We start from the raw sequence: 25,306 nt of genomic DNA, 5'->3' as shown, positions 1-25,306 counted from the left end.
AAAATCATTAACTAATGAGGTGAAATATGCGTGAAGAAACGAAAGAACTGAACAAAGTTCATATCCGTTTGGCGCAAGATAACGGTGAAAACACTCAAGATCGTATAACCAATAACCGTAATTTGTTGGTGTCGGGTATGCATGAAGGCACAAAAGTTGAATATAGCATTAATCATAGTGCAGAGTGGCGAATCGCCAATGATCCGGTTAATCATCTTGTCAACATTGAGTTGGCAGACGGCGAGTATCACTCAATTCGTGTAAGGCAAGCGGCGGAAGGAAAACATTCGGTTTATAACGAAATAACGAATGTGGTGATTGATACACAACCACCGAAAATAGACTATATCAGATTAGAAAAACCTGAATTATCAATGGTTAGAACGTTGCCTGTTTTTGAAGGTAAAACGGAACCCGAAGCTGATGTTGTAGTGAATATTCATAAGGAATTTTATATCACAAAAGCCGATGAAGAAGGAAAGTTCAGTCTTGAAATCACAGAAACATTAGCTGACGGAAAATATATTCCAAAAGTATTAGTAACAGATAAAGCAGGAAATTTATCGACGGATAAAGCGGCAGAGATGTGGTATCAAGGCGAGGAGGTTGTTGTTGGAAATGGAAATATAGCGGTTGTGGATGCTGTACTATTGACAGTAACCGAGTTGGTTACTGTGCCATCTGTCAACGAAGGTGATAACGTCGAGTTTAATGTAACGCTATTAACCGGTCACAAAGGTGGTACGATTGATGCGCCGGTATTGGGTGGAACAGCAACTGAGACTGATGATTACAGTACAGCGGTGTTCAGCAACAATGTACAAGTAGTTGGCGGTAAGTTAGTGATTCCAGCTGGCGTGGATAGCTTCACTATTAGCTACCCGACTGTGGCAGATGAGCTTTCCGAAGGTCAAGAAACCCTGAGCATGACTTTGGGTGGCAAAGAAGCTGAAACCATCATCAACGATACTTCAATGACCACATTGTCGATTTCGGTGACTGATCCGGTACAACGCGAAGTAGATTCTACAGAGGGTTCAGTAATGACCTTTACTGTAACTGCTTCTAAACCTGTATTGGAAGATACTGTAGTCACTGTTAGCCTGAGCGGACAAGCTACCGTGCCGGGCGAAGCAGGTGCGGATTACACAGCAGCATTGGCTGATGGCACAGCAATTTCCAACGGCACAGTGACATTGACCATTAAGAAAGGCGAAACTCAAGCAAGCTTCACCGTTGATCCAATTAACGACAATGAAGCCTTAGCTGCATTCGGTAAGGAAACCAATGAATCGGTGATTGCGACCTTGAATAATAAAACCGGCTTTACCATGGGTGAAATCGAGGCTCGCGGTATGATCATCAACGGCGAACCGTTTGCGATTCCGCGACTGGATGCTGACTTGAACTTGATGACCGGTGTGACTTTCCCTGAAGGCGACCAAACCACACAAGTGCTTGAAGGACCAAATGTAGCAATGGGTTCAGACTATAATGATAAGATTTACATAGGCTACTACATCAATGGCAACGATGCCGGACAGGGCGACTTTGCCAACAGTCTTGCCAAAGGTCAAAACTTCGATAGTAGCCTTTCATTCTCAACCCTCGATTTAGGCAAAGGCAACGATACGCTTTGGATTCGTGAAGGTGTGAACCTTTTAACCCGTGTATATTTGGGAGAAGGCGATGATACGTTCATTGCCGGCGGTGCAGTAACCATTGGTACTGATAACCTCAGACCACATGTATTTGGTGAGGGTGGTAACGATACGATCACCTTTAAAGATGACATCATGTTCATTAATGTTTATGGTGGCAGCGGCTCAGATACCATCACTGTTCAGGGTAGTATGTTGGATAACGCCATGATCGATTTGGGCAGTGGTCGGGCTTACACCTCTGCTTATGAAACCAGTTATACCAATGGCTTGAGTTTGGGTAATGATGACAATGTCGATCTGGCAAGTGATATTAATACGTTGCATGTTCATCAGAATTTGGGAATGTTTTCGTCTTCCGCACATGTTTATGGCGGTAATGGTCAAGATCATGTCACCATTGATGGCGGTATGTATGCAAGCAGTACTATCAGCTTGGGTGCAGGTAACGATACGGTTACCGTCGGCAGACTGGCAGATGCCAACGTAATCGATATGGGCACCGGTATCGACACGGTAACACTCAGCGGTTCAGGCACTTCAGTACGCTTGAGCAACAGCATTAAAGGTGCGGAAGTGATTGATATTAACGGCAACGGTGCAAACACCTTGTATGTGAATGCAGCCAATGTCCGTGATTCAGGTGCCGAGCAAACCATCAAAATTTTAGGTGGTGCAGACGATACCGTGAACTTGGGCTATGCAGCATCGTTTTCTTCTCTGGGAGAAAGTTTGATTGATAGTGTGCAATGGGGAAAAACCGGTGCGACAATCACTGAAGACGGTCATACCTATTCTGCTTGGCAGTATGGGAATGATACTACCACCATGATTTATATTGAAAATACGATTGGCAATATCATCTAATTTCATATAATCAAGTTGCTTAAACCGCACTTTTCCCAAAGTGCGGTTCATCAAAAGACAAACGCCTCGTCAGCTTGCTGACGGGGTGTTTTTTATGGCTGCTATTTTGTGAAGAATTTGATGCCTGTAAATCAAATAGCAATCATTCTCATCTTTGTGGTAAGGTTGATTGGTAACTGTTTGTTACTATCTCTTTTTGAAACTACTAACCCTGAGGTGAAATATGAGTGAAGAAACAAAAGAACTGAATAAATTATATGTGCGTTTGGAGCGAGATACAGGCGAAGATCAACAAGATCGTATAACTAATAACCATAATTTGTTGGTATCGGGTATGCATGAAGGCACAAAGGTTGAATACAGTATTAATCATAGTCCAGAGTGGCGAATCGCCAATGATCCGGTTAATCATCTTGTCAACATTGAGTTGGCAGACGGCGAGTATCACTCAATTCGTGTAAGGCAAGCGGCGGAAGGAAAACATTCGGTTTATAACGAAATAACGAATGTGGTGATTGATACACAACCACCGAAAATAGACTATATCAGATTAGAAAAACCTGAATTATCAATGGTTAGAACGTTGCCTGTTTTTGAAGGTAAAACAGAACCGGAAGTTGATGTTGTAGTGAATATTCATAAGGAATTTTATATCACAAAAGCCGATGAAGAAGGGAAGTTCAGCGTTGAAATCACAGAAACATTAGCTGACGGAAAATATATTCCAAAAGTATTGGTGACAGATAAAGCAGGAAATTTATCAACGGATAAAGCAGTCGAGATATGGCATCAAGGCGAGGAGGTTGTTGTTGGAAATGGAAATATAGCGGTTGTGGATACGATAGCACTGGCACAGCCAGATGTTGTATCGAGCACAACTGACGTTAACGATACCTTGATGACCACCTTGTTGATTTCAGTTACCGATCCGGTGCAGTCTGAAATGGATTCAAGCTCAGGCTCAGTGATGACCTTTACGGTAACTGCGTCTAAAGCGGTATTGGAAGATACAGTGGTGACGGTCAGCTTGGGCGGACAAGCAGCAGTACCTGGAGCGGAAGGTGCAGATTACAACGCACTGTTGGCAGATGGAACGCCAATCACAAACGGTAATGTTACGTTGACCATTAAAGCAGGCGAAACCCAAGCTAGCTTCACGGTTGACCCGATTAACGATAACGTTGCCGTAGCTGAATTTGGTAAAGAAACCAACGAATCGGTGATTGCGACCTTGAATGACAAAGCAGGCTTTACCATGGGTGAGACCGAGGCAAGAGGTGTGATCATCAATGGTGAACCGTTTGCGATTCCGTTCTTGGATGCTGACTTCAACCTGATGACCGGTATTTTATATCCGGGTGGTAACAATACGACTCAGCTTGTAGAAGGTCTGGGCGTAGCAATGGGTTCAGACTATGATGATACGCTCTATGTCAGTTTCTGGTTAGATGGTACAGACACCAAGACACTGGGTAACGTGTCGAATAGTCAGGCTTATGGCGAGAACTTCGACGACTCGCAAAGTATTACGACTGTGGACTTAGGACAAGGTAATGATGTCATTAAAGTCCGTGGTAATCATCAAGAACTTGCCCGAGTCTGTCTGGGTGAAGGCAATGACAGCTATGATGTTGGCAGTATGATTGGTAATGCGGCGAACCCAGCATTTCCTCAATGGAGACCATATGTATTTGGTGAGGGAGGTAACGATACTTTCATTGTACATGATCAAGTGCTGGCAGGTCATATCTATGGCGGTAGCGGTTCGGATAACGTCACCATTCAAGGTAACGTTTTAGATCAATCAGTGATTGATTTGGGCAGTGGTCGTAACTATCCATCAGCTTACGAAACTACTTATAAAAACAGTGTTAGCCTAGGTAACGATAACAACACCGACTTGGAAACTGATGTGAATGTTCTGACCGTTAAAGGTGATGTCGGTTCCGCATTAGGCATTACCGCCACGATTTATGGTGGTAACGGTCAAGATACGGTTAATATCGAAGGCAAAGTGAGTGGTAGCAACGGCGTCAAAAATACCGTGATTGATTTAGGTGCCGGTGACGATACGGCGAATATCAATCAACTGGGTACCGAGCTGGCTGGCGCAGGTACCATCAACTTGGGTATTGGTGCTGATACAGTCAATATTACAACCATGAAAGGTGGTACGGTCAATACCGGAACCGATACCGATGTTGATACCGTGAAAATCGGTACCATGTCAGGCGGCACCATCAATATGGGAGCTAATGATGTGGTTGAAATTGGTAAGATCTCGGGCGGTAAAATCAACGGTAGCTCGGCTACTGATGACACTGTAACGATTACTGGTACAGGCTCAACTATTAGTGCAACTAATGTGTTTGGGGTTGAAAATATTGATTTAGGTTCAGGTAACAGAATTAATATCTATAAATATCAGTACAATAGTGCGTTAGATAAAACTAATGGTCAAACTGCGATGTATATTCAAGGTGATAGCACATCAAAAGTTGATTTGGGTAATGGTATTGGTCAATATGATTTGGCTGGTGCTACTTGGACGAAGGGAGCTACAGTTGATGTAGATGGTCATAAGTATGATACTTGGACTGTAGGAGGTAGCACTTATGGTGGTACTCAAGCGATCTATATTGAACAAGGTATCCAAATTATTTGATTACTAATAAATATGTTGTACCTAAACCGCACTTTTCCCAAAGTGCGGTTTACCAAACTCAAACACCCTGTCAACTTGTTGGCGGGGTAGGGGGTAAGTGTGGTTTTTGTGTTTCACAATTTTTGAACTAAACCACGCAGGCTTCGGTTCCGCTCAATCAGCAATATTCCCCAACCCTAGCGGGGTTGATTCATGCTTAACCTAGGCGAATCCCATAAATACGTGGAGTGTATTGTATTCTTAGCATTGAGGTATTAATGATAAATTTTATGCCGGGAGAACGATATGATAGTTAAAGAAGCGGGTTATGATGAATTTCTTGTTTAAAAAATTAACCGTGGGAGAGAAGACAGTCGCCAAGGGCGCAGGCATTCCCTTGAAGAAACAAAAGCCGGAACAAAACGACTATTCGAACAAAAAGCGCATAAATTTTGAGAGTTGCTCAACCGCAACCTACAAAAAATTTCAATAATGGCTATAAACCTGTGCTTCAAGATAACTATCCCAATATTTCTAATATAGGCTGTGTTTTTTGATAAAAATAACAAAAGTAGCTATTGATTTTATCTAAATGGCAACGTTTTGCTGTCAGTGTAATGCCTTTGGAATTCTCAAGGTAAGTGAGATTTTCATTATCCGTGACTATGGCATTAAGCACGTTTTTTAGTCGCTTATCTCGAGTAATTTCCTTAATATTAATTTGTAAGGTTAATTTAAAATCCCAAGTATTACGTTGTAATACAAATTCATAATAAATGAATGGTTTATAATCAAGTGTGAGCTCATCTTTATCGAGCTCATAGCGTAATTTTAAATTTGTTGGGATTTCTAGCTTGCTATGCTGTAAAAAATGTAGCCAATGCGCTTCATTGGTACGTTTGCGTAATAATTCTCCGGTTTCGCCAAAATGCGTTATTTTATCCGAGCTAAAATCACCGAATGTGAGTGTTTTTTGGTAGTTTCTCATCCATGTCGGGAATGCAGATTGTGATAATTCACAATTCCAAGGCTTCATATTCCCCATAAAATGTACAATTTTAGTTTGATGAGTGGCTACACGCGGTAATGTATTATAAATTTTATAATCAAGTTCTGTAATGTTGATATTTTGTTTATACGCTAGCCATGAAAATGCTAATTCATCAATGACGCTGCTGAAATAACCGAGAAATGTTTTTAAGAAAAATTGTGCATCTTTGACCGCTTGTTGCCAATCTAACGTATCATCGGCATAAAATAGCCCGCCATTCGGTGCCGGGTGGGTGTGTGGGATATTATTTAATTCGGCTAGCGGTGGGCGGGAGGTGCGATCTCCAAATTTTTTTAGAAACGGGCTTTCAGATCGCCATGCAACACCTTCGATCTTAAATAGTTCACTCAGGTCATCTTGTACCACCATATCTAAATCTAAGAATAAAACTTTATGATAATGAGCCAGCTGTTCGACGACTTTATATTTTGATAGTGCAAAATGCGAAAAGCGCTTAATGAAATAATCGAGTTGTTTTCCATCCATGGTTTCTTCATGGTGTTCTTTTTTCCAGTCGGAAAATGTATAAGAAATAAAAAGAATATTGGGCTCAATGCTCAGCAAATCTGATTGTTGGTTTGCAGTTAAGCCGTCATGATATACAACGATATTATCATAGTTATGACGATTCCTTTCTTGTAAGTTAATGATCATTGTTGCGAGTGCAAAGTGATAATTTGCTGTCAGCATAAATACAATAGCACTGGATTTTTTGTCTGTCATGCGTCTGAACCTTGTCGTAGTGATCATAAATTGTGAATCGTTAAATCGATATTTAATTAGCTTAGCCGGATTGCCGCCGACAATCGCATAGGGTGGCACATCTTTTGTGAGCCAGCATTGGCTGCAATCACAGCGCTTGTTCCAATTGATATTATCTTTTATATACTTTTGTTTATTGCAATCGTATTATACTTAAAAACATTTACATTGTATAATTTACTTAAGTTGTCATTTTTAATAAATGTTTTACCATTCTATTGGTTTTTCGGGTTTTATTAATCAATTGATTATAATAAAGCAATTATTTGGGATCATTTTAGGATAAATTTACTGACTGCAGGGCTATTATGACTTCACTCTTGACCTTATTCACTCATCATTTACCACAAATTCATGCTCGCTATAAGCAACAACATAGCATGGGTGAATTAGCCGATATTTTGATTATTTCTCTCAGTAGTGGTGAAAAACGTGCCAAATGTGCCAGTTTATTCTTTGATAAAAATGAATTAGTGAGTAGTGATTGGCAAGCTGTACAAGCCAAACTGGAAAACAAGATCACCGCACTTGCCAAACATTTTGAGCAGCCGGTTAAATGGTTAAAGGTGGAATGGGTTGTGAGTGAGTCGGCAACGAGCTGGGCGAAATTACAGCAGGAGATGAAAAATTACAAACGTAATTATTTCCGCTCCGGTATCGCCTTCAAAGGCGTGACTTCGCCTTGGTTGTTGGCGACCGAAATGGAATTGAATGCCCATGCAGCCCTTTATTTAGGGGCGGATAATCCGTTGGCAGGCGTCAATCAGGCAAACTTGGAACGTTATTTGAAAGGGCGTTTCTCATCCAAACAAATGCCGAATTTTACAGCGGATATGCCGGTGATGACATTTGTCACGGCGGGCGTATTTTTGGATACCGATACGCAACAATTGCAAGTGCTTTCAACCTTGCCGCGCCAACATGGCCGCCGCCAGATGTCTGCTTTAAATCCTGACGTGACAGGTGAGTTGGTGCACTTAAGCACCCAATATTTAAGCCGTCAAATTGAAGAGAGCGGTTTGTTTCAGTATGGACATTTCCCATGCTTTGATAAGCCTATTCCAACCTATAACACACTGCGCCACGCTTCTAGCACCTATGCCTTGTTGGAGGGCTTGGAGCTGTGTCGGCAATTAATCGCCGACAATCAAACGGTAAGCACCAACATCAGTCCACGCACAATCAATACGGGTGAACTGCAAACGGTACAAAACCGCATAGAAACGGCAATTGATTATTTTGTAGCGCATAATATTCGGCAGTATGCGGATGGCAAAGCTTACGTGTTGGAAGCCAATAATGAAATCAAACTCGGAGCCAATGCCGTCGCCATTCTTGCGTTTGTGAAATATGCACAGATGTTTCCGAAGAATAACCGCACTTCACGCTTGCTCGGTTTGTGTGAAAATTTGGCGCTCGGTATTGTTGCAATGCAAGAAGCAGACGGCAGTTTTGTGCATATTTTAAATGGCAAAACACTGGACGTGATGGAGAAAACCCGCACGATTTATTACGATGGTGAAGCGGCATTTGGTTTAATGCGTTTATATGGGATCACTCAAGATCCGCGCTGGCTGGTTTGTGTGGAAAAGGCATTTGATTTCTTTATCGCCAACCATCATGAAAAAGCACACGATCATTGGTTGTCTTACTGTTCTAATGAGTTAGTGCGTTATAAGCCTGAACAGCGTTATTTCCAATTTGCGGTGGATAATGTGAAAGGCTATCTCAATTTTATTCAGAATCGCTTGACTACGTTTCCGACTTTATTGGAACTGTGCATGGCATTTCATAAAATGTTGCTGAAATTAGACGAATTTCCCGAATATCAAACGGTCCTCAATGGTTTTGATGTGGCGGCGTTTTATACCGCTTTACACACCCGTGCCAATTATTTAGTCAATGGCTTTTTCTTTCCTGAAAATGCGATGCATTTTGCGAATCCGAATAAGATTTTACACGGCTTTTTTATCCGTCACCATGTGTTCCGCGTGCGGATTGATGATGTGGAGCACTATTTATCAGGCTTTGTGCATTATTATGAATTATTGAAAAACGGCAACTATCCCAACAGTTTGCAACAACAGAAAAAGATAGAAAATATGGCATTTAATGCAATTAATGTTGAAATGGCGACGAAAGGAAAATGGCATACTACCGCGCCTGAAAACTGGCAGCCGACGGGGTTGAGTATTTTCCCGAAAAGTTTCCAAAAAGGGCATATTATCGTCGCTCGCGGTAAAAATATGCAAATAGGTTATCTGCCGTTTGTGGCGGTGAAATCCTTTGTGCTGAAAGGGGCTTCGGCGATTGTTACCGATGATCCGGACACTTATGCAAGCCTTGGTGTGCCGTTATTGGTGGTGGGCAATGTGCGTAAAGCAACGCTAGATTTGGCTCATCTGGCTCGCTCAACTTATCGTGGCAAAACTTACGGCGTAACTGGTAGCGCAGGTAAAACCACTACCGTTGCCATGTTAAGTCAAGCCTTATCTGCGATTGCGCCAACAGCTCAAACCCAAGGCAGTGCCAATTTACCCATTGGCATCGCGTGGAATATGGCGTGTATGCCGCAAACAGCTTCGCACTGGATATTGGAAATGGCGATTGGCAATATGTCGCTGAACAGCCAATTGGTGAAGCCGGATGTTGCCGTGATCACCAATATCGCTGCCGCTCACTTAGAATACCATAATGATTTAGATACCGTCGCTCTCAAAAAATCCCGGATTTTCGAGGCAATGCCGCCTAAAGGTCTTGCGGTAGTATGTCGCGATATTGCGCAGTTTGATTTGATTGAACGTGCGGCTCTCCAGCAACAGTTGAACGTAGTCAGCTACGGGGAACACGAACAAGCGGATGTGCGCTTGTTGAGCTATCAACAAGGCAGCGGCAGAGTATCGCTATTCGGTAAAGAAATCACGGTGACATTAGGCGCGCAAGGGAAACACTTAATGTTGAACGCGTTAGCGGTTATCGCCATTGCTCAGCAACAAGGTTTGGATTTGGCGAAAATTCTGACCGCACTTGAGCAATTCCGGCCGGTGGAAGGGCGTGGCGATATGTTCCAGTGTACTTATGCGGATAAAACGATAACGGTGATCAACGAAGCCTACAATGCCAACCCGATTTCGATGAAAGCGGCGTTACAGGCATTCGCCGATGAGGCAACCTTGCCTGAACAGCGAGTATTGGTGTTAGGGGATATGTTGGAATTAGGGGCGGACAGTCGACAACACCATCTGGAATTGCAAGATGATGTGTTGCAAACTCAGGCAAGAATGGTGATTTTATCTGGTGTAGAAATGCAGGTATTGTATCAAGCGTTGAAATCATTAAATCGCATACCGCACTTGCACTGGATGCCGAATGCTGACACGATAATCGATCTGTTTGAAAATAAGACGATCGCATTGCATGACTCAGATCGGATGTTACTGAAATCGTCACACGGCAGCGGATTACATCGGGTCGTGAGTTATTTGCGCAAATAATGATTTGACCGGAAATAGTGTTTATATGATTCAACTAAGATATTGGATAGCAATGATGTTAACTTCTTTTCCTGTTATTTTACAAGCGAATACGGACTCTAACACATCATTGGTGGGGCAGCAGCCTGTTGGCGCCTGTATTGCCTTAAAGCTTACGCCTCCAACTCAGTTAGCCACGGTTGAGGGCGATACGCCATTTCGCTATGTTGTCCGTGTTGAGAAAGGGCAAACTGCGGCAGTCGATTCGTTGGCGAGTGAAGTCCAGTTAGAAGACATTCAGCGCCAGCTGATAGTTGCAGATGCACTGTATCAACACGTATTGGGTTTGTCCGCGCCCTTGTCTATGCCGCGTTATGCCAAGGCGCATTATATTCAAGTGAGGATTGAAGAGAGTGATCGTCGATTTGGAGTGGCTTACGATGAGGTAACAACAACCCGTCAAGAAGAGAACGCAGGCTGCCATCTCAGTATGTTAGTGAGTAACCAAATATATGCTAATCGTAATGGCACACCGGCACATGAACTTTTTCATCTTTATCAAAACAGCTATATGATGTTTAAACAGGCTTGGTTGACAGAAGGGTTGGCACGTTGGTCAGAATCATTATTGGCAACCGGTGTTGGCGTGGGGGCGGATGAGCGTTTGCCGCAAAACCGCGAAGAGCTGGAATCGGTAATGGCACAAAGTTACCAAGCCTCCAAAATGTGGATTCGACTGTTCCGCGTGCTTGATGAACAGCCCGGATTTTCGTTGGCAGAGGATATTGCCAAGAAAACATATACTGATAATACATTAATCGTAAAAGATAAATTGGCTTATGGCACTGCATTTATTCGCCCTTTATTTGAGGCGTTGGCACTACAGAGTGCAGCAGTCAGTCGCCGACAAGGATGGCAGGAATATGGATGGGCAGAACGCGAACAGAAAAGCCCTGCGTATAATCGGGATATTTGGTTAGCTTTGAAACGGGCAATTCATAACTATCTTCCGGCGGAACAGCACAACGAGGAGTTGCAGCAGTTTTTGCAAATTGAGATTCCTTGAGGGATTCATTCAAGTTATAGGCTTATGCTATCAAGATAACAAAGTGCGGTTTTGATTGGCAATCAGGTAATAAAAACGTAAAATAACACAATAAAATATGTATTTTTACAAAAAAGCAAAAATTTCTGATTTTATTCTTTTGAGTATTGAAGCATTCGGTTTAATACGACACGGGCATACTATAAAAATTAGGGCGAATATGAACAAAAATATCATTGCGACTGCCGTGATAGCACTTGTATGGAGCGTTGGTGCGACGGCAACGCAGCAAAAACCATTATTTGAACGTTGGTTGACTCACACATCGACGTTTTTTAATTCGCAAACGTTAGAAGATAATCAATCGCAAGTTATTTTTTATCGTGATGCGAATGCAATCACTGGACCGGCAGTGAATATTTATGTTGATGGGGATTATCATGCTTCGTTATTGCCAAATCATTATAAGGCTATTGCATTGTGTGCTCAGGCTCATTTTTTTAGTACCGCATTTAGCAGTAACACTACGTTCGCGAATAAAGATGAAGGGATCTATTTTATTGTTCCGGCTAAACGGAGCAGTTTTATCAAAGTGGTACGCGGTAATAATGGTGAGCCGGAATTTGAACGTGTCGATGCGGAAACTGGTGAGCGGGTAATCCAAAAGATGTCAGAACAAAAGCAAACGCTATCACGGGTGATCCCGGCGACGGAATGTCGGGAAAAAACCGTTTTGCAAAATTTCTCATTATCTGCCAGAACGTTATTTCGAAGCGGCAGGGCGGATCAAGCGGGAATGTTTCCGGCAGGGAAGGAAGAAATTCTTGATTTGGCAGCCGATCTGAAGCGGTTGGATCAGCGCCATATCAGCCATATTGTTATCAGCGGACACAGCGCCCCGGATGAAAGCCCGGCTATAAGTAGACAACTATCCGCCAACAGAGCGAAAACCGTACTCAATTTATTACAACGTGAAGGAGTCCAATTTCCAATGGAAGTTACTGGATACGGTTCGCAGCAATTAGTTTCCAAAAATTGCGCTGAGCGCAACCCGACAGACACTAAAATGCGCGAAGCCTGCGATCAATCGAATCGCCGGGTTGAAGTTACGGTTTATGCGATTCAATAATAGTACAAAGTGTGCTTTAAGCTGATCATTTAGATCAGCTGAGATTGCTGACAAACTGACTTCTCTCCCTCCGCGGGCGGAGGGAGTACCGTTTTTCGCAAGAAAAATGGGGAGGGAGGGAAATGATATTAGCCTGAGCTGATCATTTAGATCAGCTTTTTTTATATCTTGTACTTAGATTAGATTAAGTGAAAATATAAATCATGCTATAAATGCAAACAATTATTTACCAATTATTACATTAATATCAAGTAACTGTATAAAGGGAATCCTGATGAAAAAATACATTGCACTTTTAAGCACGGTGCTAGCACTGAGTGCTTGTTCTTTACCCCACTCTGGCAGACCGTTAGAGACGTGGCAGAATTATATTCCCGCCTCTGTCAGTACAGAAGATTTAGCAACTAATCAAGGACTCGTTGTTTTTTATCGTGGCTCCGATGTACAAGGACCGGCGGTGAATGTGTATGTAAATGGTGATTATCAAACTTCTTTATTAGAAAATGGTTTCAGTCCAATTATTTTATGTGCAGATCGTAATTTGATGACCTCTTCTTTTAGCTCAAACAGTAAAGGCGGTAATCGGACTCAAGGTGTGAAATTTGTGACGCCAAGCCGGCAAGTGACTTATATTAAAATTAAAAAGGCGAGAAATGATGGTTCGCCAATGTTTGAGCGAGTTGAGCCGGAAGTGGGATTTGAAGAAGTGAAGCTGTTGCAAATGCAGTCGCAGACTATCTCACGTGTGCTGCCAAGTGCTTGTAATCAAAACGAATATGTTCTGGATGCTAAATTATTAAATGCCAATGCGACTTTTCCGTTAAATAAACACAGCTATAACGATGTATTGCCGGAAGGTAAGCGTAATGTGCAGGAATTTGCAGCGAAAATCAAAGGGATCACCCGTCAAGCTATCAGCAAGATTGAAGTGAATGGCTATACTGATCCGGTCGGTTCCGATTCATATAACCAAAAACTGTCTGAACGACGTGCGCATGCGATCCGTGAAGTTTTGATGAATGCGGGGGTTACTGTTCCAACCACGGCGGTAGGTTATGGCGAAAGAGATTTGGTAGTGCCGAATTGTGAAGCGGAACATGGTAAAAACGTTGCTGCCAAAACGGCGTGTAATTTACCAAACCGCCGTGTAGAAATCGTGGTTTACGGCAGCGAATCGAATTAAACGGCATTTATCGGCATAACATAAAAATATAAAAAATCTCTCTTTTTTCTGTATATAAGTCTGGTTTCGGCTTACCATATCGGAAATAGAGGGATTTTTGTTTTTATATTGAAATAAGGCGTGTACGTTATGTTAGATGTTCAACCCAGCCATTTTTTTGCCTGTTTGGATCGCTTGAAGTTAATCCGGCGTTGGTCGCTGATGCGCAATATCGATAAAGAGAATTTGGCGGAACACAGTTTGCAAGTGGCGTTTGTGGCGCATGCCTTGGCGTTGATTAAAAACCGTTTTTTTAATGGCACGGTTAATCCGGAGCGGATTGCGCTGATTGCGATGTATCATGACAGCAGTGAGATTTTTACCGGCGATCTGCCGACACCGGTCAAATATTTTAACCCGCAGATTACCGAAGCCTATAAACGGATTGAGGTCGAAGCGGAAAAGCATTTGTTGCGCTTACTGCCGCAGGCATTACAAGCGGATTTTGCGCCGTTGCTGTGTGCCGAACTGATTAGCCCGCAAGATAAACACTTGGTGAAGCAGGCGGATGTGATTTGCGCTTACATCAAAGCCCGCACCGAGTTGGAACACGGCAATCAAGAATTTATTCCGGCGTTGAAACGGCTAGAAGGTTTGCTTGATGAGTGGAAAAGCGAAGAAATGAACTATTTTTTAACGGTGTTCGTGCCGAGTTTTGGACGAGCGTTAGATGAATTGAGCCTGTAAAAAGGCAAAGTGCGGTCTGAGAGGGCAGAATGGCAATCACAATAAAAAAAGAGTGGAAACAACGCTATATCGACGATCCCAAACGGGAGCATGATCACCGTTCGCCGTTTCAGCGCGATCGCGGGCGGATTTTGCACTCGGCGGCGTTTCGCTGTTTGCAGGCAAAAACGCAAATTCATGCGGTGGGCGAAAATGATTTTTATCGTACCCGCTTAACCCATTCGTTGGAAGTGGCGCAAATCGGCAGCAGCTTGGCGGCGCAACTGGGTTTAAGCGAACCGTTTCAAGCGTTATCGGCGCAGTTGAATATCGCTGAACATGAGTTACAGAAAATGCTGAAACCGTTGTTGCCGCCGATTAGCCTGATCGAAACCCTCTGTTTTGCCCATGACATCGGACATCCGCCGTTCGGACACGGCGGCGAAGTGGCGTTGAATTATATGATGTCGCAAGCCGGCGGTTTTGAAGGCAATGCCCAGACTTTTCGTCTGATTACCAAATTAGAGCCGTACACCGAAAAAGCCGGGATGAATTTGACCCGTCGCGCGATTTTAGGCGTGGTGAAATACCCGACGATTTTAGATGACGCTTCGCCGCAATATGCCAAGTGCGGTCTGCAACCGCACTTGACTGATCCGCGCTATGTCAATATGCGCAATTGGAAACCGGGAAAGGGTTTGTTCCGCGATGATTCTGCAGTGTTTGATTGGCTGCTGCAACCGTTAAGCCGCGCAGATCGTGATGAATTTTGCCGCTATCGGCAAGCGCGGCAAACGCCGCAAGACAGGTTGAAAACCGTGTATAAATCATTGGATTGCAGCATTATGGAATTGGCGGACGATATTGCCTATGCGGTGCATGATTTGGAAGATGCGATTGTGGTCGGGGTGGTGAATCTGCAACAGTGGCAGCAGGCGTATCAACAACTGAAAAATTGCCAATCCGTTTGGGTTCAACAACATATTGATGAGTTGAGCGAAAAGCTGTTTTCCGAACATCACTATCAGCGCAAAAATGCGATTGGGGCGTTGGTGAATTATTTTATCACTTCCGCCCGTTGGAAAATCAACCAAAACTTAAACGATCCGTTACTGCGTTATAATGCGGAGTTGCCATCGGAAGTGGTGGAAGTGCTAAGTATTTTCAAAAAATTTGTCTGGCAATATGTGATTTGTCATGTCGATACGCAACGGATCGAATATAAAGGACAGCGGATTTTATCTGAGTTATTCCAAATTTTCGAATCTGATCCGCAGCGCTTGCTGCCGCCAAATACCGCCAAACGTTGGCAAAGTGCGGTCGACGGTGATAAAAAACGGATTATCTGTGATTACATCGCCGGTATGTCCGACGCCTATGCGCTGAAAGTGTACCAACAATTATAATAAAGCGAAGAGAAAAATGATTTTATCCGGAGTATTGGCTAATGCGGGCTTAGTGGTCGTCGGTGGAGTCGTTGGCAGTTTGTTGGCGAGCCGGGCAAAAACGCAGGTTATCGACAGTGTGTTGCAAGGCTTGGCGCTGTGTGTTGCCTATGTTGCGGTGCAGAATCTGATTGGCGGCGGTAATATTTTTATTATCGTTGCTTCGATTGTGCTTGGTGCGATTCTGGGGGAACTGTTGAAATTAGACAGCAAGTTGACCGCACTTGGCGACTGGGTGCAAACTAAAGTTAATCGTGGCAAAGGCGAATTGGCGATTGCCGAAGGTTTTGTCAATGCGTCGCTGCTGTTTTGTGTCGGCGCAATGGGCATGGTCGGTTCGTTGGAAAGCGGGCTTGCCGGCAATCATCAAACTTTATACGCCAAAGCGGTGATTGACGGCATGGTGTCGATTGCGTTTGCGTCCACCATGGGAATAGGCGTGGCGTTTTCGGCGGTATCAATTCTGATTTATCAAGGCATTATCGTACTCAGTGCCAGCTTAATCAGTCCCTATCTTTCCGCACAGGCAATCAATGAAATGAGCACCGTCGGCGGCTTGCTGATTCTCGCCATCGCCTTAAATATGCTGAAAATCACCAAAATCCGCGTCGCTAATTTTATGCTGGCACCGCTATTGGCGATTGGGTTTTCGTTCTTCCTTTAGTTTTCTCTGAATTCAAGGCAAAAAAAAAGCCCTCCGCAAGGAAGGGCAAATATATTTGGAGTCATACTTTTTTAGGGTATGGCGCTATTATACTTATCTAATTTCACAAATCAATAACAAATATGAAATATTTTGTTAAATTTCACATTTATTTCTTATGCGGATTGCGCGTGTTGCTATCGACCAAGTTGCGCATTAATAACGCATAGTTCAGCTCGATATCTTCAGGTACCTCTAAAAACACAAAATGTCCGTCGCCCGGCGCAACCTCAACCGCTTCGTTTTTGCGGTTGAGCATTTTGTTGATCTTGAACACGATATTGCCTTTCGGGGTCATCAGTTCGACTTCGTCGCCAAGCAGGAATTTATTTTTTACCGCCACTTCCGCCATGCCGTTTTTACGCACGCCGGTGAATTCGCCGACAAATTGTTGCCGTTCGGAGATCGAGTAGCCGTAGTCGTAATTTTGATATTCATCGTGGGTGTGGCGGCGCAAAAAGCCCTCGGTATAACCGCGGTGTGCCAACGATTCCAAGGTGTGCATTAAATTTTCGTCAAACGGCTTACCGGCGGCGGCATCGTCAATTGCCTTGCGATAGACTTGTGCGGTGCGTGCGCAGTAGTAGAATGATTTGGTGCGCCCTTCGATTTTTAATGAATGAACCCCAAGTGCGGTCAGCTTCTCAACGTGCTGTACCGCGCGCAGATCTTTCGAGTTCATAATATAGGTGCCGTGTTCGTCTTCAAATGCGGTCATTTCTTCGTCAGGGCGCTGGCTTTCGGTTAAGAGAAACACACTGTCAGTCGGTTTGCCTTCGCCCAGCGTAGGCGCGACGTTTTTGACTTCGATCAGGTGATCCGGATTGACGATATTGCCGATTTCGTCTTCTTTGCCTTCTTTCACGTTATATTCCCAACGGCAGGCATTGGTGCAAGTGCCTTGGTTCGGATCGCGTTTGTTGATGTAACCCGACAACAGGCAGCGCCCGGAATATGCCATGCATAATGCACCGTGTACGAAAATTTCCAGTTCGATTTCCGGCACTTGTCGGCGGATTTCAGCGATCTCATCCAGCGACAACTCACGCGATAAAATCACCCGCGTCAGCCCCATTTGTTGCCAAAATTTGACACTCGCCCAGTTCACCGCATTGGCTTGCACCGAAAGGTGAATATCCATCTCAGGAAAATGTTGGCGCACCAACATAATCAAACCCGGATCGGACATAATCAGCGCGTCGGGTTTCATATCAATTACCGGTTGCAAATCGCGAATAAAGGTTTTCAGTTTGGAGTTGTGCGGTGCGATATTCACCACCACATAAAACTTTTTGCCGAGGGCGTGGGCTTCATCAATCCCGATTTTCAGGTTGGCGTGGTTAAATTCGTTGTTGCGCACGCGCAGGCTGTAGCGCGGCTGTCCGGCATACACCGCGTCCGCGCCGTAAGCAAAGGCATAGCGCATATTTTTGAGTGAACCGGCCGGCGAAAGCAGTTCCGGTTTGAAATTCGTTTGGCTCATCATCTGTCTCTTATTTCTGATGTCAGGTCAGGTTATACCTTTTGCCTTATAAAAAGCAAAGTGCGGTATAAAGGGACGGCGATTTTATCCTGTTGCTATTTTTTGTGCAACTGAAACGGTGATCACATTTTCGAATAAAAAAGCAAGAAGGCGTTGAATTTCATTTCAAAATCACTATACTAGCAAACTAGTACAACAATACAAATCGACAAAAGGATTGAATGATGAAATTAGGCAAAACCTTACTCGCAACCGCACTTGGCGGTTTACTGTTTTTTAGCGCCGCACACGCTGAAAAAAGTGTTCAACAAAGAGTGGCAATCACGGCGATTGTCGAACATCCGGCATTGGATGAAATTCGCAAGGGGATCATCGACCAATTGGCAAATGAAGGCTTTGTCGATGGCAAAACGATTAAAATTGATTACCAAAATGCGCAAGGCAGTTCGGCGACCGCCGGGCAGATTGCGCGTAAATTTGTCGGCGATAAACCGGCGGTGATTATTCCGATTACCACGCCGAGTGCGCAGCCGGTAGCGGCGGCAACCCGTCAAATTCCGGTGATTTTTAGTGCGATTACCGATCCGATTGCGGCGAAATTGGTGAAGCAGTGGGGCAAAAATACCGGTAATGTTGCCGGTGTTTCCGATCAAATTCCATTAGAGCCGCAAGTTGAGTTGATTCAAACGTTAGTGCCGAACGTGAAGTCAATCGGTTATGTGTATAGCCCGGGTGAAGCCAATTCGGTGGCGGTGTTGGATATGCTGAAAGTCGCAGCGGAGAAACAAGGGCTCAGCGTATTGGCAGTCCCGGCGCAGCGCACGGTGGACATCAGCACCGCCGCGCGCAGCTTAATCGGCAAAGTGCAGGTGATTTATACCTCGACCGATAATAATGTAGTATCGGCGTATGATGCGTTATACAAAGTAGCGGTGGAAAATAAGATCCCGTTAATCGCAGCGGATTTTGGTTCGGTGGAGCGCGGCGCAATCGCAGCGTTGGCGACAAATCAATATCATATCGGGGTCGAAACCGGCAAAATGGCGGCGCAAGTCTTGCGTGGCGCGAAAGTGTCTGAACTGGAAACCATCCGCATGCCCGATCAGGATTTGTATTTAAATCCGCAGGCGGCAAAATCGCAGGGCGTTGAACTGCCGCAAGCATTATTGGAGAAAGCCACGCGCGTGATTAATCCGTAATATTTTTTGATTTTCATTTCAACCGCACTTTGTGTTCAATTAACGCAAAGTGCGGTTTTTTACATTCTATGCTTTCTTATTTTTCCTGATTTGTGAGCAAATTGGCATTAATGCTTCAGGGTGGATAATTTCTATTACGGTTGTATTGATTTTATTACGGATTTTGATTATCTTTAGCCGTAAGATAATTTTGTCTGACAGGAGTGAAGAATGAAAACAGTAAAAACAATGTTATGGGCGGCATTAAGTGCGGTATTGATCAGTGGCGGCGCTGTGGCGAACGAGGTCAAAAATGTAGCGATCACCGCAATTGTGGAACATCCGGCGTTGGACGCGGTGCGGGAAGGGGCGTTGGCGGAACTGAAAAAAGCCGGTTATGAACAAGGCAAAAATTTGAAAGTGGATTTCCAAAGCGCGCAGGGCAACACGGCAACCGCGGCGCAAATTGCACGTAAATTCGTAGGCGACAAACCGGATGTGATTTTGGCAATCGGTACGCCGAGCGCGCAATCGGTGGTGGCGGCGACGCGTCATATTCCGGTGGTGTTTTCTGCGATTTCTGATCCGGTGGCGGCGAAGTTGGTGAAGGATTGGGACGCGTCCGGCACCAATGTCACCGGGGCTTCGGATACATTGTTGATTCAGCCGCAAATTGATTTAATTAAACAGTTAATCCCGAATTTGAAAAAAATCGGCTATGTCTATAGTACCGGCGAAGTCAATTCGGTGGTGGTGTTGAAGCAGTTGCAAGAAGCGGGCAAAGCGAACGGATTTGAGGTGGTGGAAGCCCCCGCACCGCGCACCACCGACATCGGCACTGCCGCGCGCAGTTTAAAAGGCAAAGTTGATGTGATTTATACCTCAACCGACAATAATGTGGTGTCCGCTTATGAAGCGCTGTATAAAGCGGCGTTGGATTCAGGCATTCCGTTGATCGCTTCCGATACCAGCACCGTTGCGCGCGGCGCAATTGCGGCATTATCCAACAACTATTATATCTTGGGCGAAGAAACCGGCAAAATGATGTCAAGAATTCTTGACGGTGAAAAGGCAGGTGATATCCCGGTGAAAACCATGGATAAATTGGATTTACACCTGAATTTGAAATCCGCCAAAGCCTTTGGGGTAACGGTGCCGCAATCCTTGATTGACTCGGCGAAAGAGGTGATTAGCGAATAGTTGATTGCTTTTTAAGCGAACTATCGCGGTTGATAAAAATGATACAAGGCTAACCTGTATCACTGTGATAGTATAACAAGACATTTAATGTTGATTATATTTATACCGCACTTTTCTTCAACCTGAGGCAAAGTGCGGTTTTCTGATTAAAGATTGATGATTATGACTTCGGTATTATTTTTAGGTGCTTTAGAGATCGGGTTGATCTATGCCTTAGTTGCGTTGGGCGTACTGATTTCCTTTCGTATTTTAGACTTTCCGGATTTGACTGCCGACGGCAGTTTTCCCTTGGGGGGCGCGGTGTGTGCGGTGTGTATCGTCAATGGCGTCGACCCTTGGATTGCCACTTTTGCCGCCGCCCTTGCCGGCGCGGCTGCCGGTTTGGTGACCGCATGGTTACACGTTTCGCTCAAAATCTTACAACTGCTCGCCAGTATTTTGGTGATGATCGCGCTCTATTCGGTGAATTTACGCGTGATGGGCTCGCCGAATTTATCCCTCTTGAACGAGCCGACGATTTATGCGCCGTTTATCAATGAAGATGCCAGTAACCAACTGTATATTCAGCCGTTGTTTGTGCTTGGTTTTGTGATTGTGGCGAAATTGGCACTGGATTGGTTTTTCAACACCGAGATCGGTTTGGCGGTGCGCGCGACCGGGGCGAATTTACGCATGGCAAAAGCGCAAGGCATTCCGACCGGGAAAATGATTTTCTTAGGCATGGCGATTTCCAACGCCTTGATTGCGCTCGGCGGTTCGCTGTATGTGCAAACCCAAGGCGGGGCGGATATGTCGATCGGCGTGGGCACGATTGTGATCGGCTTGGCGGCGGTGATTATCGGCGAGACCTTGATTCCATCGAAACGTATTCTGGTGATCACGCTTGCCGTGGTGGTCGGTTCGATTTTATACCGTTTCTTTATCGCGGTGGCGCTCAGCAGCGATACCTTGCGTGAAATCGGTTTCGGTGCGCAGGATCTGAATTTGGTGACTGCGATTTTAGTGGTGTTGGTGTTGATTGCACCGCAGATGAAAAGTAAATTTTTAGCCAAGAAGTCGTAACGCTTATGATGAAATTAGATGATTTAAAAATAACCTTCAACCGTGGCACTCCGATTGAAAATCCGGTGCTGCGCGGGCTGTCGTTGGATATTGGCGAAGGGGAGTTTGTGACCGTTATCGGCAGTAACGGCGCAGGTAAATCGACCCTATTAAATGCAATTTGCGGCGATTACTTGGTTGATTCGGGTAAAATTTATCTGAATGGTAAAGACGTAACCCGTAAAGGCACATGGCAGCGTGCGGCGTCGGTGGCACGCGTGTTCCAAGATCCGATGCTCGGCACCTGCGAAGGACTGACGATTGAGGAAAATATGGCGTTGGCTTATAACCGCGGCAGAAAACGCGGTTTATCGTTTTTCACCAATAAAGCCGCGCGCGATCTGTTCCGGGAAAAGCTATCGATGTTAAAGCTCGGTCTGGAAGATCGCCTGACCGACCGCATGGGGTTGCTTTCCGGCGGGCAACGGCAGGCGGTCAGCTTATTAATGGCGTCGTTACAGCCGTCGAATATTCTGTTATTAGACGAACACACCGCCGCCCTTGATCCGAAAACCGCCGCTTTTGTGATGGAGTTGACTGATCGCATTGTTAAAGAAAATAAGCTGACAGTGATGATGGTGACTCACTCAATGCGCCAAGCGCTTGATCACGGCGAACGCACGGTGATGTTGCACCAAGGGCAAGTGGTGTTGGATGTGAAAGGCGAAATCCGCGATAAAATGGATGTGCCAGATTTGCTACAACTGTTTGAGAAAACCCGCGGTGAAGAAATTACCGATGACAGCTTGCTGCTGGGTTAACCCACGCTAATGCGCAGTCTAACCGCACTTTGTTTATCATGAAAGCAAAGTGCGGTTTTGTATTATAAGGAAATTGCGTTTTACTTAAACTTCCGGTCGGCTACTGCAAATGAATTCGCCGTCTTTGCCTTGCCATTCGATTTCGACGAGGGTGCCGGTGCTGAAGCCGATTTGTTGCGCCGAGCCGCAAAGTGCGGTGACCAGATCCTCAACGAAGGGTAAATGAGAAACCAATAAAACGCTGGCTACGCCGTCTTGCCATAAAGTGGTCAGATAATCCACGACAATATGGCTGTTGCCATAAGGGGTGATGGCGTCCCAGGTTTCGATTTCATTGGGAAGTGCGGTTTGTGTCGTGTCGGCTAAAGCCTGATAAGTTTGCTGGGCACGGTTATACGGGCTGACCATGACTTTTTCAATCTGACTTGCCGCTTCACTCAGCCAGACACCTTGCTGTTTCGCTTGTTTAATACCGTGCGCGGTCAAATTGCGCTGCGTATCGTTGCGTGCAACCAGCTCGGCTTCTCCGTGACGCATAATAAAAATTCGCATATAACCTCTATCCTGTGATGTGATTACGTTCCTTGCCCTATAAGATAACCGTTTGTAATGGCAAACAAAACAAAAATTTCCAGTTTGTGATCTCGATCTACATTTAATTTGAGCGTATAATACAGCCAATTTTACGGTCGGTGTCATTTTATTTTCAATTCGATGTCACCCACTGTCATCTATTCATCCTATCACCAATACTTTAGAGGTATGTTCATGTCAAGAAGACTGAGAAGAACGAAAATTGTTTGTACAATGGGTCCGGCAACTGACCGTGATAACAACTTAGAGAAAATTATTGCGGCAGGTGCGAATGTGGTTCGTATGAACTTCTCCCATGGTACGCCTGACGATCATATCGGCCGTGCGAATAAAGTACGCGAAATCGCGAAAAAATTGGGTAAACAAGTGGCGATTTTAGGTGATTTGCAGGGGCCTAAAATTCGTGTTTCGACCTTTAAAGACGGCAAAATTTTCCTGAACATCGGTGATAAATTCGTCTTGGATGCAGACTTGCCTAAAGGCGAAGGCAACCAAGACGGCGTTGGTTTGGATTATAAAGAATTACCGAAAGACGTGGTGCCGGGCGACATTCTGTTGCTGGACGATGGCCGGGTGCAATTGAAAGTGTTATCGACCGAAGGTAACAAAGTGTTTACCGAAGTGACTGTCGGCGGTCCGTTATCGAACAACAAAGGGATCAACAAATTGGGCGGCGGTTTGTCTGCCGATGCGTTAACCCCGAAAGATAAAGCCGACATTATTACAGCGGCGAAAATCGGCGTGGATTATTTGGCGGTTTCTTTCCCACGCAACGGTGCGGATCTGCATTATGCGCGCCAACTGGCACAAGAAGCGGGTTTGAATGCCAAAATCGTCGCCAAAGTGGAACGTGCCGAAGCGGTTGCGACCGATGAAGCGATGGACGATGTGATCTTAGCCTCCGATGTGATCATGGTGGCGCGTGGCGACTTAGGGGTGGAAATCGGCGATCCGGAATTGGTTGGTGTTCAGAAGAAACTGATCCGTCGTTCACGCCGCTTGAACCGTGTGGTGATCACCGCAACCCAAATGATGGAATCGATGATCAGCAATCCTATGCCAACCCGTGCGGAAGTGATGGATGTGGCGAATGCGGTGTTGGACGGCACCGATGCGGTGATGTTGTCAGCGGAAACGGCGGCGGGTCAATACCCGGCGGAGACCGTTGCTTCAATGGCGAAAGTTTGCTTGGGCGCAGAAAAAATGCCAAGCATTAATGTGTCCCGCCACCGTATGGACGCGGTATTCAGCAGCATTGAAGAATCCGTTGCGATGTCGGCGATGTACGCGGCCAACCACTTAAAAGGCGTAAGCGCCATTATTGCGATGACCAGCTCCGGCCGTACCGCACTTTTGATGTCACGCGTCAGTTCCGGTTTGCCGATTTTCGCCTTATCGCGTAATCAACATGCATTGAACTTGGCGGCACTGTATCGCGGGGTAACGCCGGTTTACTGTGAAGAAGCCAGCCGTACCGTTGAAGGTGCGAAAAACGCGATTGAATTGCTGAAAGACAAAGGTTATTTGGTTTCCGGCGATTTAGTGTTGTTGACCCAAGGCGATGAACTTGCCGAAGGCGGCACTAACACTTGCCGTACTTTAGTGGTTGAATAATTGGCAACCGCTGATTAAGAATGAAAACCTCTCGATCTTCATGACGAAGCGAGAGGTTTTTTCTTGATCTTTTTTATCCACCTTTTTATGTAGAGAAACGATTCATTTGGGAGATAACAATGCGCTATTTATGGTTTTTGACCGCACTTTTATGGCTTCCGAGCGTTTATGCTGCGTTAGACGGGCAACAACTGGTGCGTGATGCCCGCAGTCAGATCGGCGTCACCTTGACCTATGATTCCGCCTATCGCAAATTGGCTTATCCGATGGGGGATATCGAACCGTCGAAAGGGGTTTGCAGCGATGTGGTGATCCGCGCTTTACGTCGGCAGGATAAAGATTTGCAGCGCTTAGTGCATGAAGATATGAAGAAGGCATGGGAACAATATCCGAAAAATTGGGGTTTAAAAACGATTGATCGTAATATCGATCACCGCCGAGTGCCTAATTTGGAGGTTTATTTTAAACGTCATGCCAACCTGCGGTCGTTAACCGATGTGGCTGATTTTCAAGCCGGGGATATTGTGACTTGGCGTTTAGACAATAACGCACCGCATATCGGAATCGTCTCGGATAAAAAAAGCGCTGGCGGCATTCCGTTAATTATTCACAATATCGGGCGCGGCACACAGGAAGAAGATATTTTGTTTAAATACAAAATGGTCGGACATTATCGCTATTAAGCTTAAGCACGGAATAAAATGGGT

19 protein-coding genes and 1 pseudogene are annotated in these 25,306 nt (G+C 45.0%); 16 read left to right on the top strand and 4 right to left on the bottom strand.

All coding sequences use genetic code 11. From position 1 onward, the window contains the following. The first annotated feature begins 26 nt into the window (after positions 1-26). From ACQ31U_RS12880 to ACQ31U_RS12870, 3 genes are all read left to right on the top strand, one after another. The gene (locus ACQ31U_RS12880) at positions 27-2,528 is read left to right on the top strand and encodes an Ig-like domain-containing protein (RefSeq protein WP_431052694.1); all 2,502 of its coding nucleotides are present in this window, start codon (positions 27-29) and stop codon (positions 2,526-2,528) included. 223 nt (positions 2,529-2,751) lie between these two features. Next, positions 2,752-5,193, top strand: coding sequence for an Ig-like domain-containing protein (locus tag ACQ31U_RS12875; protein WP_431052692.1), 2,442 nt, complete (start codon positions 2,752-2,754; stop codon positions 5,191-5,193). A 307-nt stretch (positions 5,194-5,500) separates the two neighbouring features. Then, a complete protein-coding gene (locus tag ACQ31U_RS12870) occupies positions 5,501-5,665 on the top strand; it encodes a hypothetical protein (RefSeq protein ID WP_431052690.1) in 165 nt (54 codons plus the stop codon). A gap of 27 nt (positions 5,666-5,692) precedes the next feature. Here ACQ31U_RS12870 and ACQ31U_RS12865 read toward each other — a convergent pair whose 3' ends face one another. Both ACQ31U_RS12865 and ACQ31U_RS12860 read right to left on the bottom strand, forming a co-directional pair. Further along, the gene (locus tag ACQ31U_RS12865) at positions 5,693-6,946 is read right to left on the bottom strand and encodes a glycosyltransferase (protein ID WP_431054353.1); all 1,254 of its coding nucleotides are present in this window, start codon (positions 6,944-6,946) and stop codon (positions 5,693-5,695) included. Between the two features lie 36 nt (positions 6,947-6,982). Then, a pseudogene (locus ACQ31U_RS12860) lies at positions 6,983-7,098 on the bottom strand (CatB-related O-acetyltransferase); the annotation flags it as partial. Between the two features lie 195 nt (positions 7,099-7,293). Here ACQ31U_RS12860 and ACQ31U_RS12855 point away from each other — a divergent pair. The 7 genes from ACQ31U_RS12855 (at position 7,294) to ACQ31U_RS12825 (ending at position 16,629) form a co-directional block, all read left to right on the top strand. Continuing rightward, entirely contained in the window at positions 7,294-10,479 is a 3,186-nt protein-coding gene (locus tag ACQ31U_RS12855; protein WP_431052688.1) for a UDP-N-acetylmuramoyl-tripeptide--D-alanyl-D-alanine ligase, read from the top strand. 25 nt (positions 10,480-10,504) lie between these two features. Continuing rightward, positions 10,505-11,524: a hypothetical protein gene (locus ACQ31U_RS12850; RefSeq protein ID WP_431052686.1), complete on the top strand. Its 1,020-nt coding sequence runs from the start codon at positions 10,505-10,507 to the stop codon at positions 11,522-11,524. A gap of 97 nt (positions 11,525-11,621) precedes the next feature. Then, positions 11,622-12,632, top strand: a complete 1,011-nt coding sequence (locus tag ACQ31U_RS12845) for an OmpA/MotB family protein (protein WP_431052684.1) — start codon at positions 11,622-11,624, stop codon at positions 12,630-12,632. 274 nt (positions 12,633-12,906) lie between these two features. Continuing rightward, positions 12,907-13,815, top strand: coding sequence for an OmpA family protein (locus tag ACQ31U_RS12840; protein ID WP_431052682.1), 909 nt, complete (start codon positions 12,907-12,909; stop codon positions 13,813-13,815). A 129-nt stretch (positions 13,816-13,944) separates the two neighbouring features. Further along, on the top strand, positions 13,945-14,541 hold the full coding sequence (gene yfbR / locus ACQ31U_RS12835) for a 5'-deoxynucleotidase (RefSeq protein WP_431052680.1): 597 nt from the start codon (positions 13,945-13,947) through the stop codon (positions 14,539-14,541). Between the two features lie 29 nt (positions 14,542-14,570). Next, complete coding sequence (locus ACQ31U_RS12830) at positions 14,571-15,926, top strand: anti-phage deoxyguanosine triphosphatase (protein ID WP_431052678.1); 1,356 nt, start codon at positions 14,571-14,573, stop codon at positions 15,924-15,926. Positions 15,927-15,942: 16 nt separating this feature from the next. Continuing rightward, positions 15,943-16,629 (top strand): DUF554 domain-containing protein, encoded by a 687-nt coding sequence (locus ACQ31U_RS12825; RefSeq protein WP_431052676.1) that lies wholly within the window; start codon positions 15,943-15,945, stop codon positions 16,627-16,629. 148 nt (positions 16,630-16,777) lie between these two features. Here ACQ31U_RS12825 and yegQ read toward each other — a convergent pair whose 3' ends face one another. Next, a complete protein-coding gene (yegQ, locus tag ACQ31U_RS12820; RefSeq protein WP_431054352.1) occupies positions 16,778-18,151 on the bottom strand; it encodes a tRNA 5-hydroxyuridine modification protein YegQ in 1,374 nt (457 codons plus the stop codon). A 224-nt stretch (positions 18,152-18,375) separates the two neighbouring features. On the opposite strand from yegQ, the gene ACQ31U_RS12815 reads away from it, so the two are divergent. The 4 genes from ACQ31U_RS12815 to ACQ31U_RS12800 all read left to right on the top strand — a co-directional run bounded on the left by ACQ31U_RS12815 (position 18,376) and on the right by ACQ31U_RS12800 (position 22,391). Further along, positions 18,376-19,350 carry an ABC transporter substrate-binding protein gene (locus ACQ31U_RS12815; RefSeq protein ID WP_431054351.1) on the top strand — a complete coding sequence of 325 codons (975 nt, stop codon included), beginning with the start codon at positions 18,376-18,378 and terminating at the stop codon, positions 19,348-19,350. Between the two features lie 210 nt (positions 19,351-19,560). Beyond that, positions 19,561-20,529: an ABC transporter substrate-binding protein gene (locus tag ACQ31U_RS12810; RefSeq protein ID WP_431052674.1), complete on the top strand. Its 969-nt coding sequence runs from the start codon at positions 19,561-19,563 to the stop codon at positions 20,527-20,529. Positions 20,530-20,691: 162 nt separating this feature from the next. After that, positions 20,692-21,591 (top strand): ABC transporter permease, encoded by a 900-nt coding sequence (locus ACQ31U_RS12805; protein WP_431052672.1) that lies wholly within the window; start codon positions 20,692-20,694, stop codon positions 21,589-21,591. 5 nt (positions 21,592-21,596) lie between these two features. Beyond that, a complete protein-coding gene (locus tag ACQ31U_RS12800) occupies positions 21,597-22,391 on the top strand; it encodes an ABC transporter ATP-binding protein (RefSeq protein WP_431052670.1) in 795 nt (264 codons plus the stop codon). An 84-nt stretch (positions 22,392-22,475) separates the two neighbouring features. Here ACQ31U_RS12800 and sixA read toward each other — a convergent pair whose 3' ends face one another. Further along, entirely contained in the window at positions 22,476-22,943 is a 468-nt protein-coding gene (sixA, locus tag ACQ31U_RS12795) for a phosphohistidine phosphatase SixA (RefSeq protein WP_431052668.1), read from the bottom strand. A 216-nt stretch (positions 22,944-23,159) separates the two neighbouring features. On the opposite strand from sixA, the gene pyk reads away from it, so the two are divergent. Both pyk and ACQ31U_RS12785 read left to right on the top strand, forming a co-directional pair. Further along, entirely contained in the window at positions 23,160-24,599 is a 1,440-nt protein-coding gene (gene pyk / locus ACQ31U_RS12790) for a pyruvate kinase (protein WP_431052666.1), read from the top strand. Between the two features lie 119 nt (positions 24,600-24,718). Further along, positions 24,719-25,282 carry a DUF1287 domain-containing protein gene (locus ACQ31U_RS12785; protein WP_431052664.1) on the top strand — a complete coding sequence of 188 codons (564 nt, stop codon included), beginning with the start codon at positions 24,719-24,721 and terminating at the stop codon, positions 25,280-25,282. Positions 25,283-25,306: the final 24 nt, after the last annotated feature.

The organism is Testudinibacter sp. TW-1 (assembly GCF_050613185.1).
GTDB lineage: Bacteria > Pseudomonadota > Gammaproteobacteria > Enterobacterales > Pasteurellaceae > Chelonobacter.
Note: the sequence above shows the minus strand (reverse complement) of the source record. Positions and strands in the feature narration are given on the sequence as shown.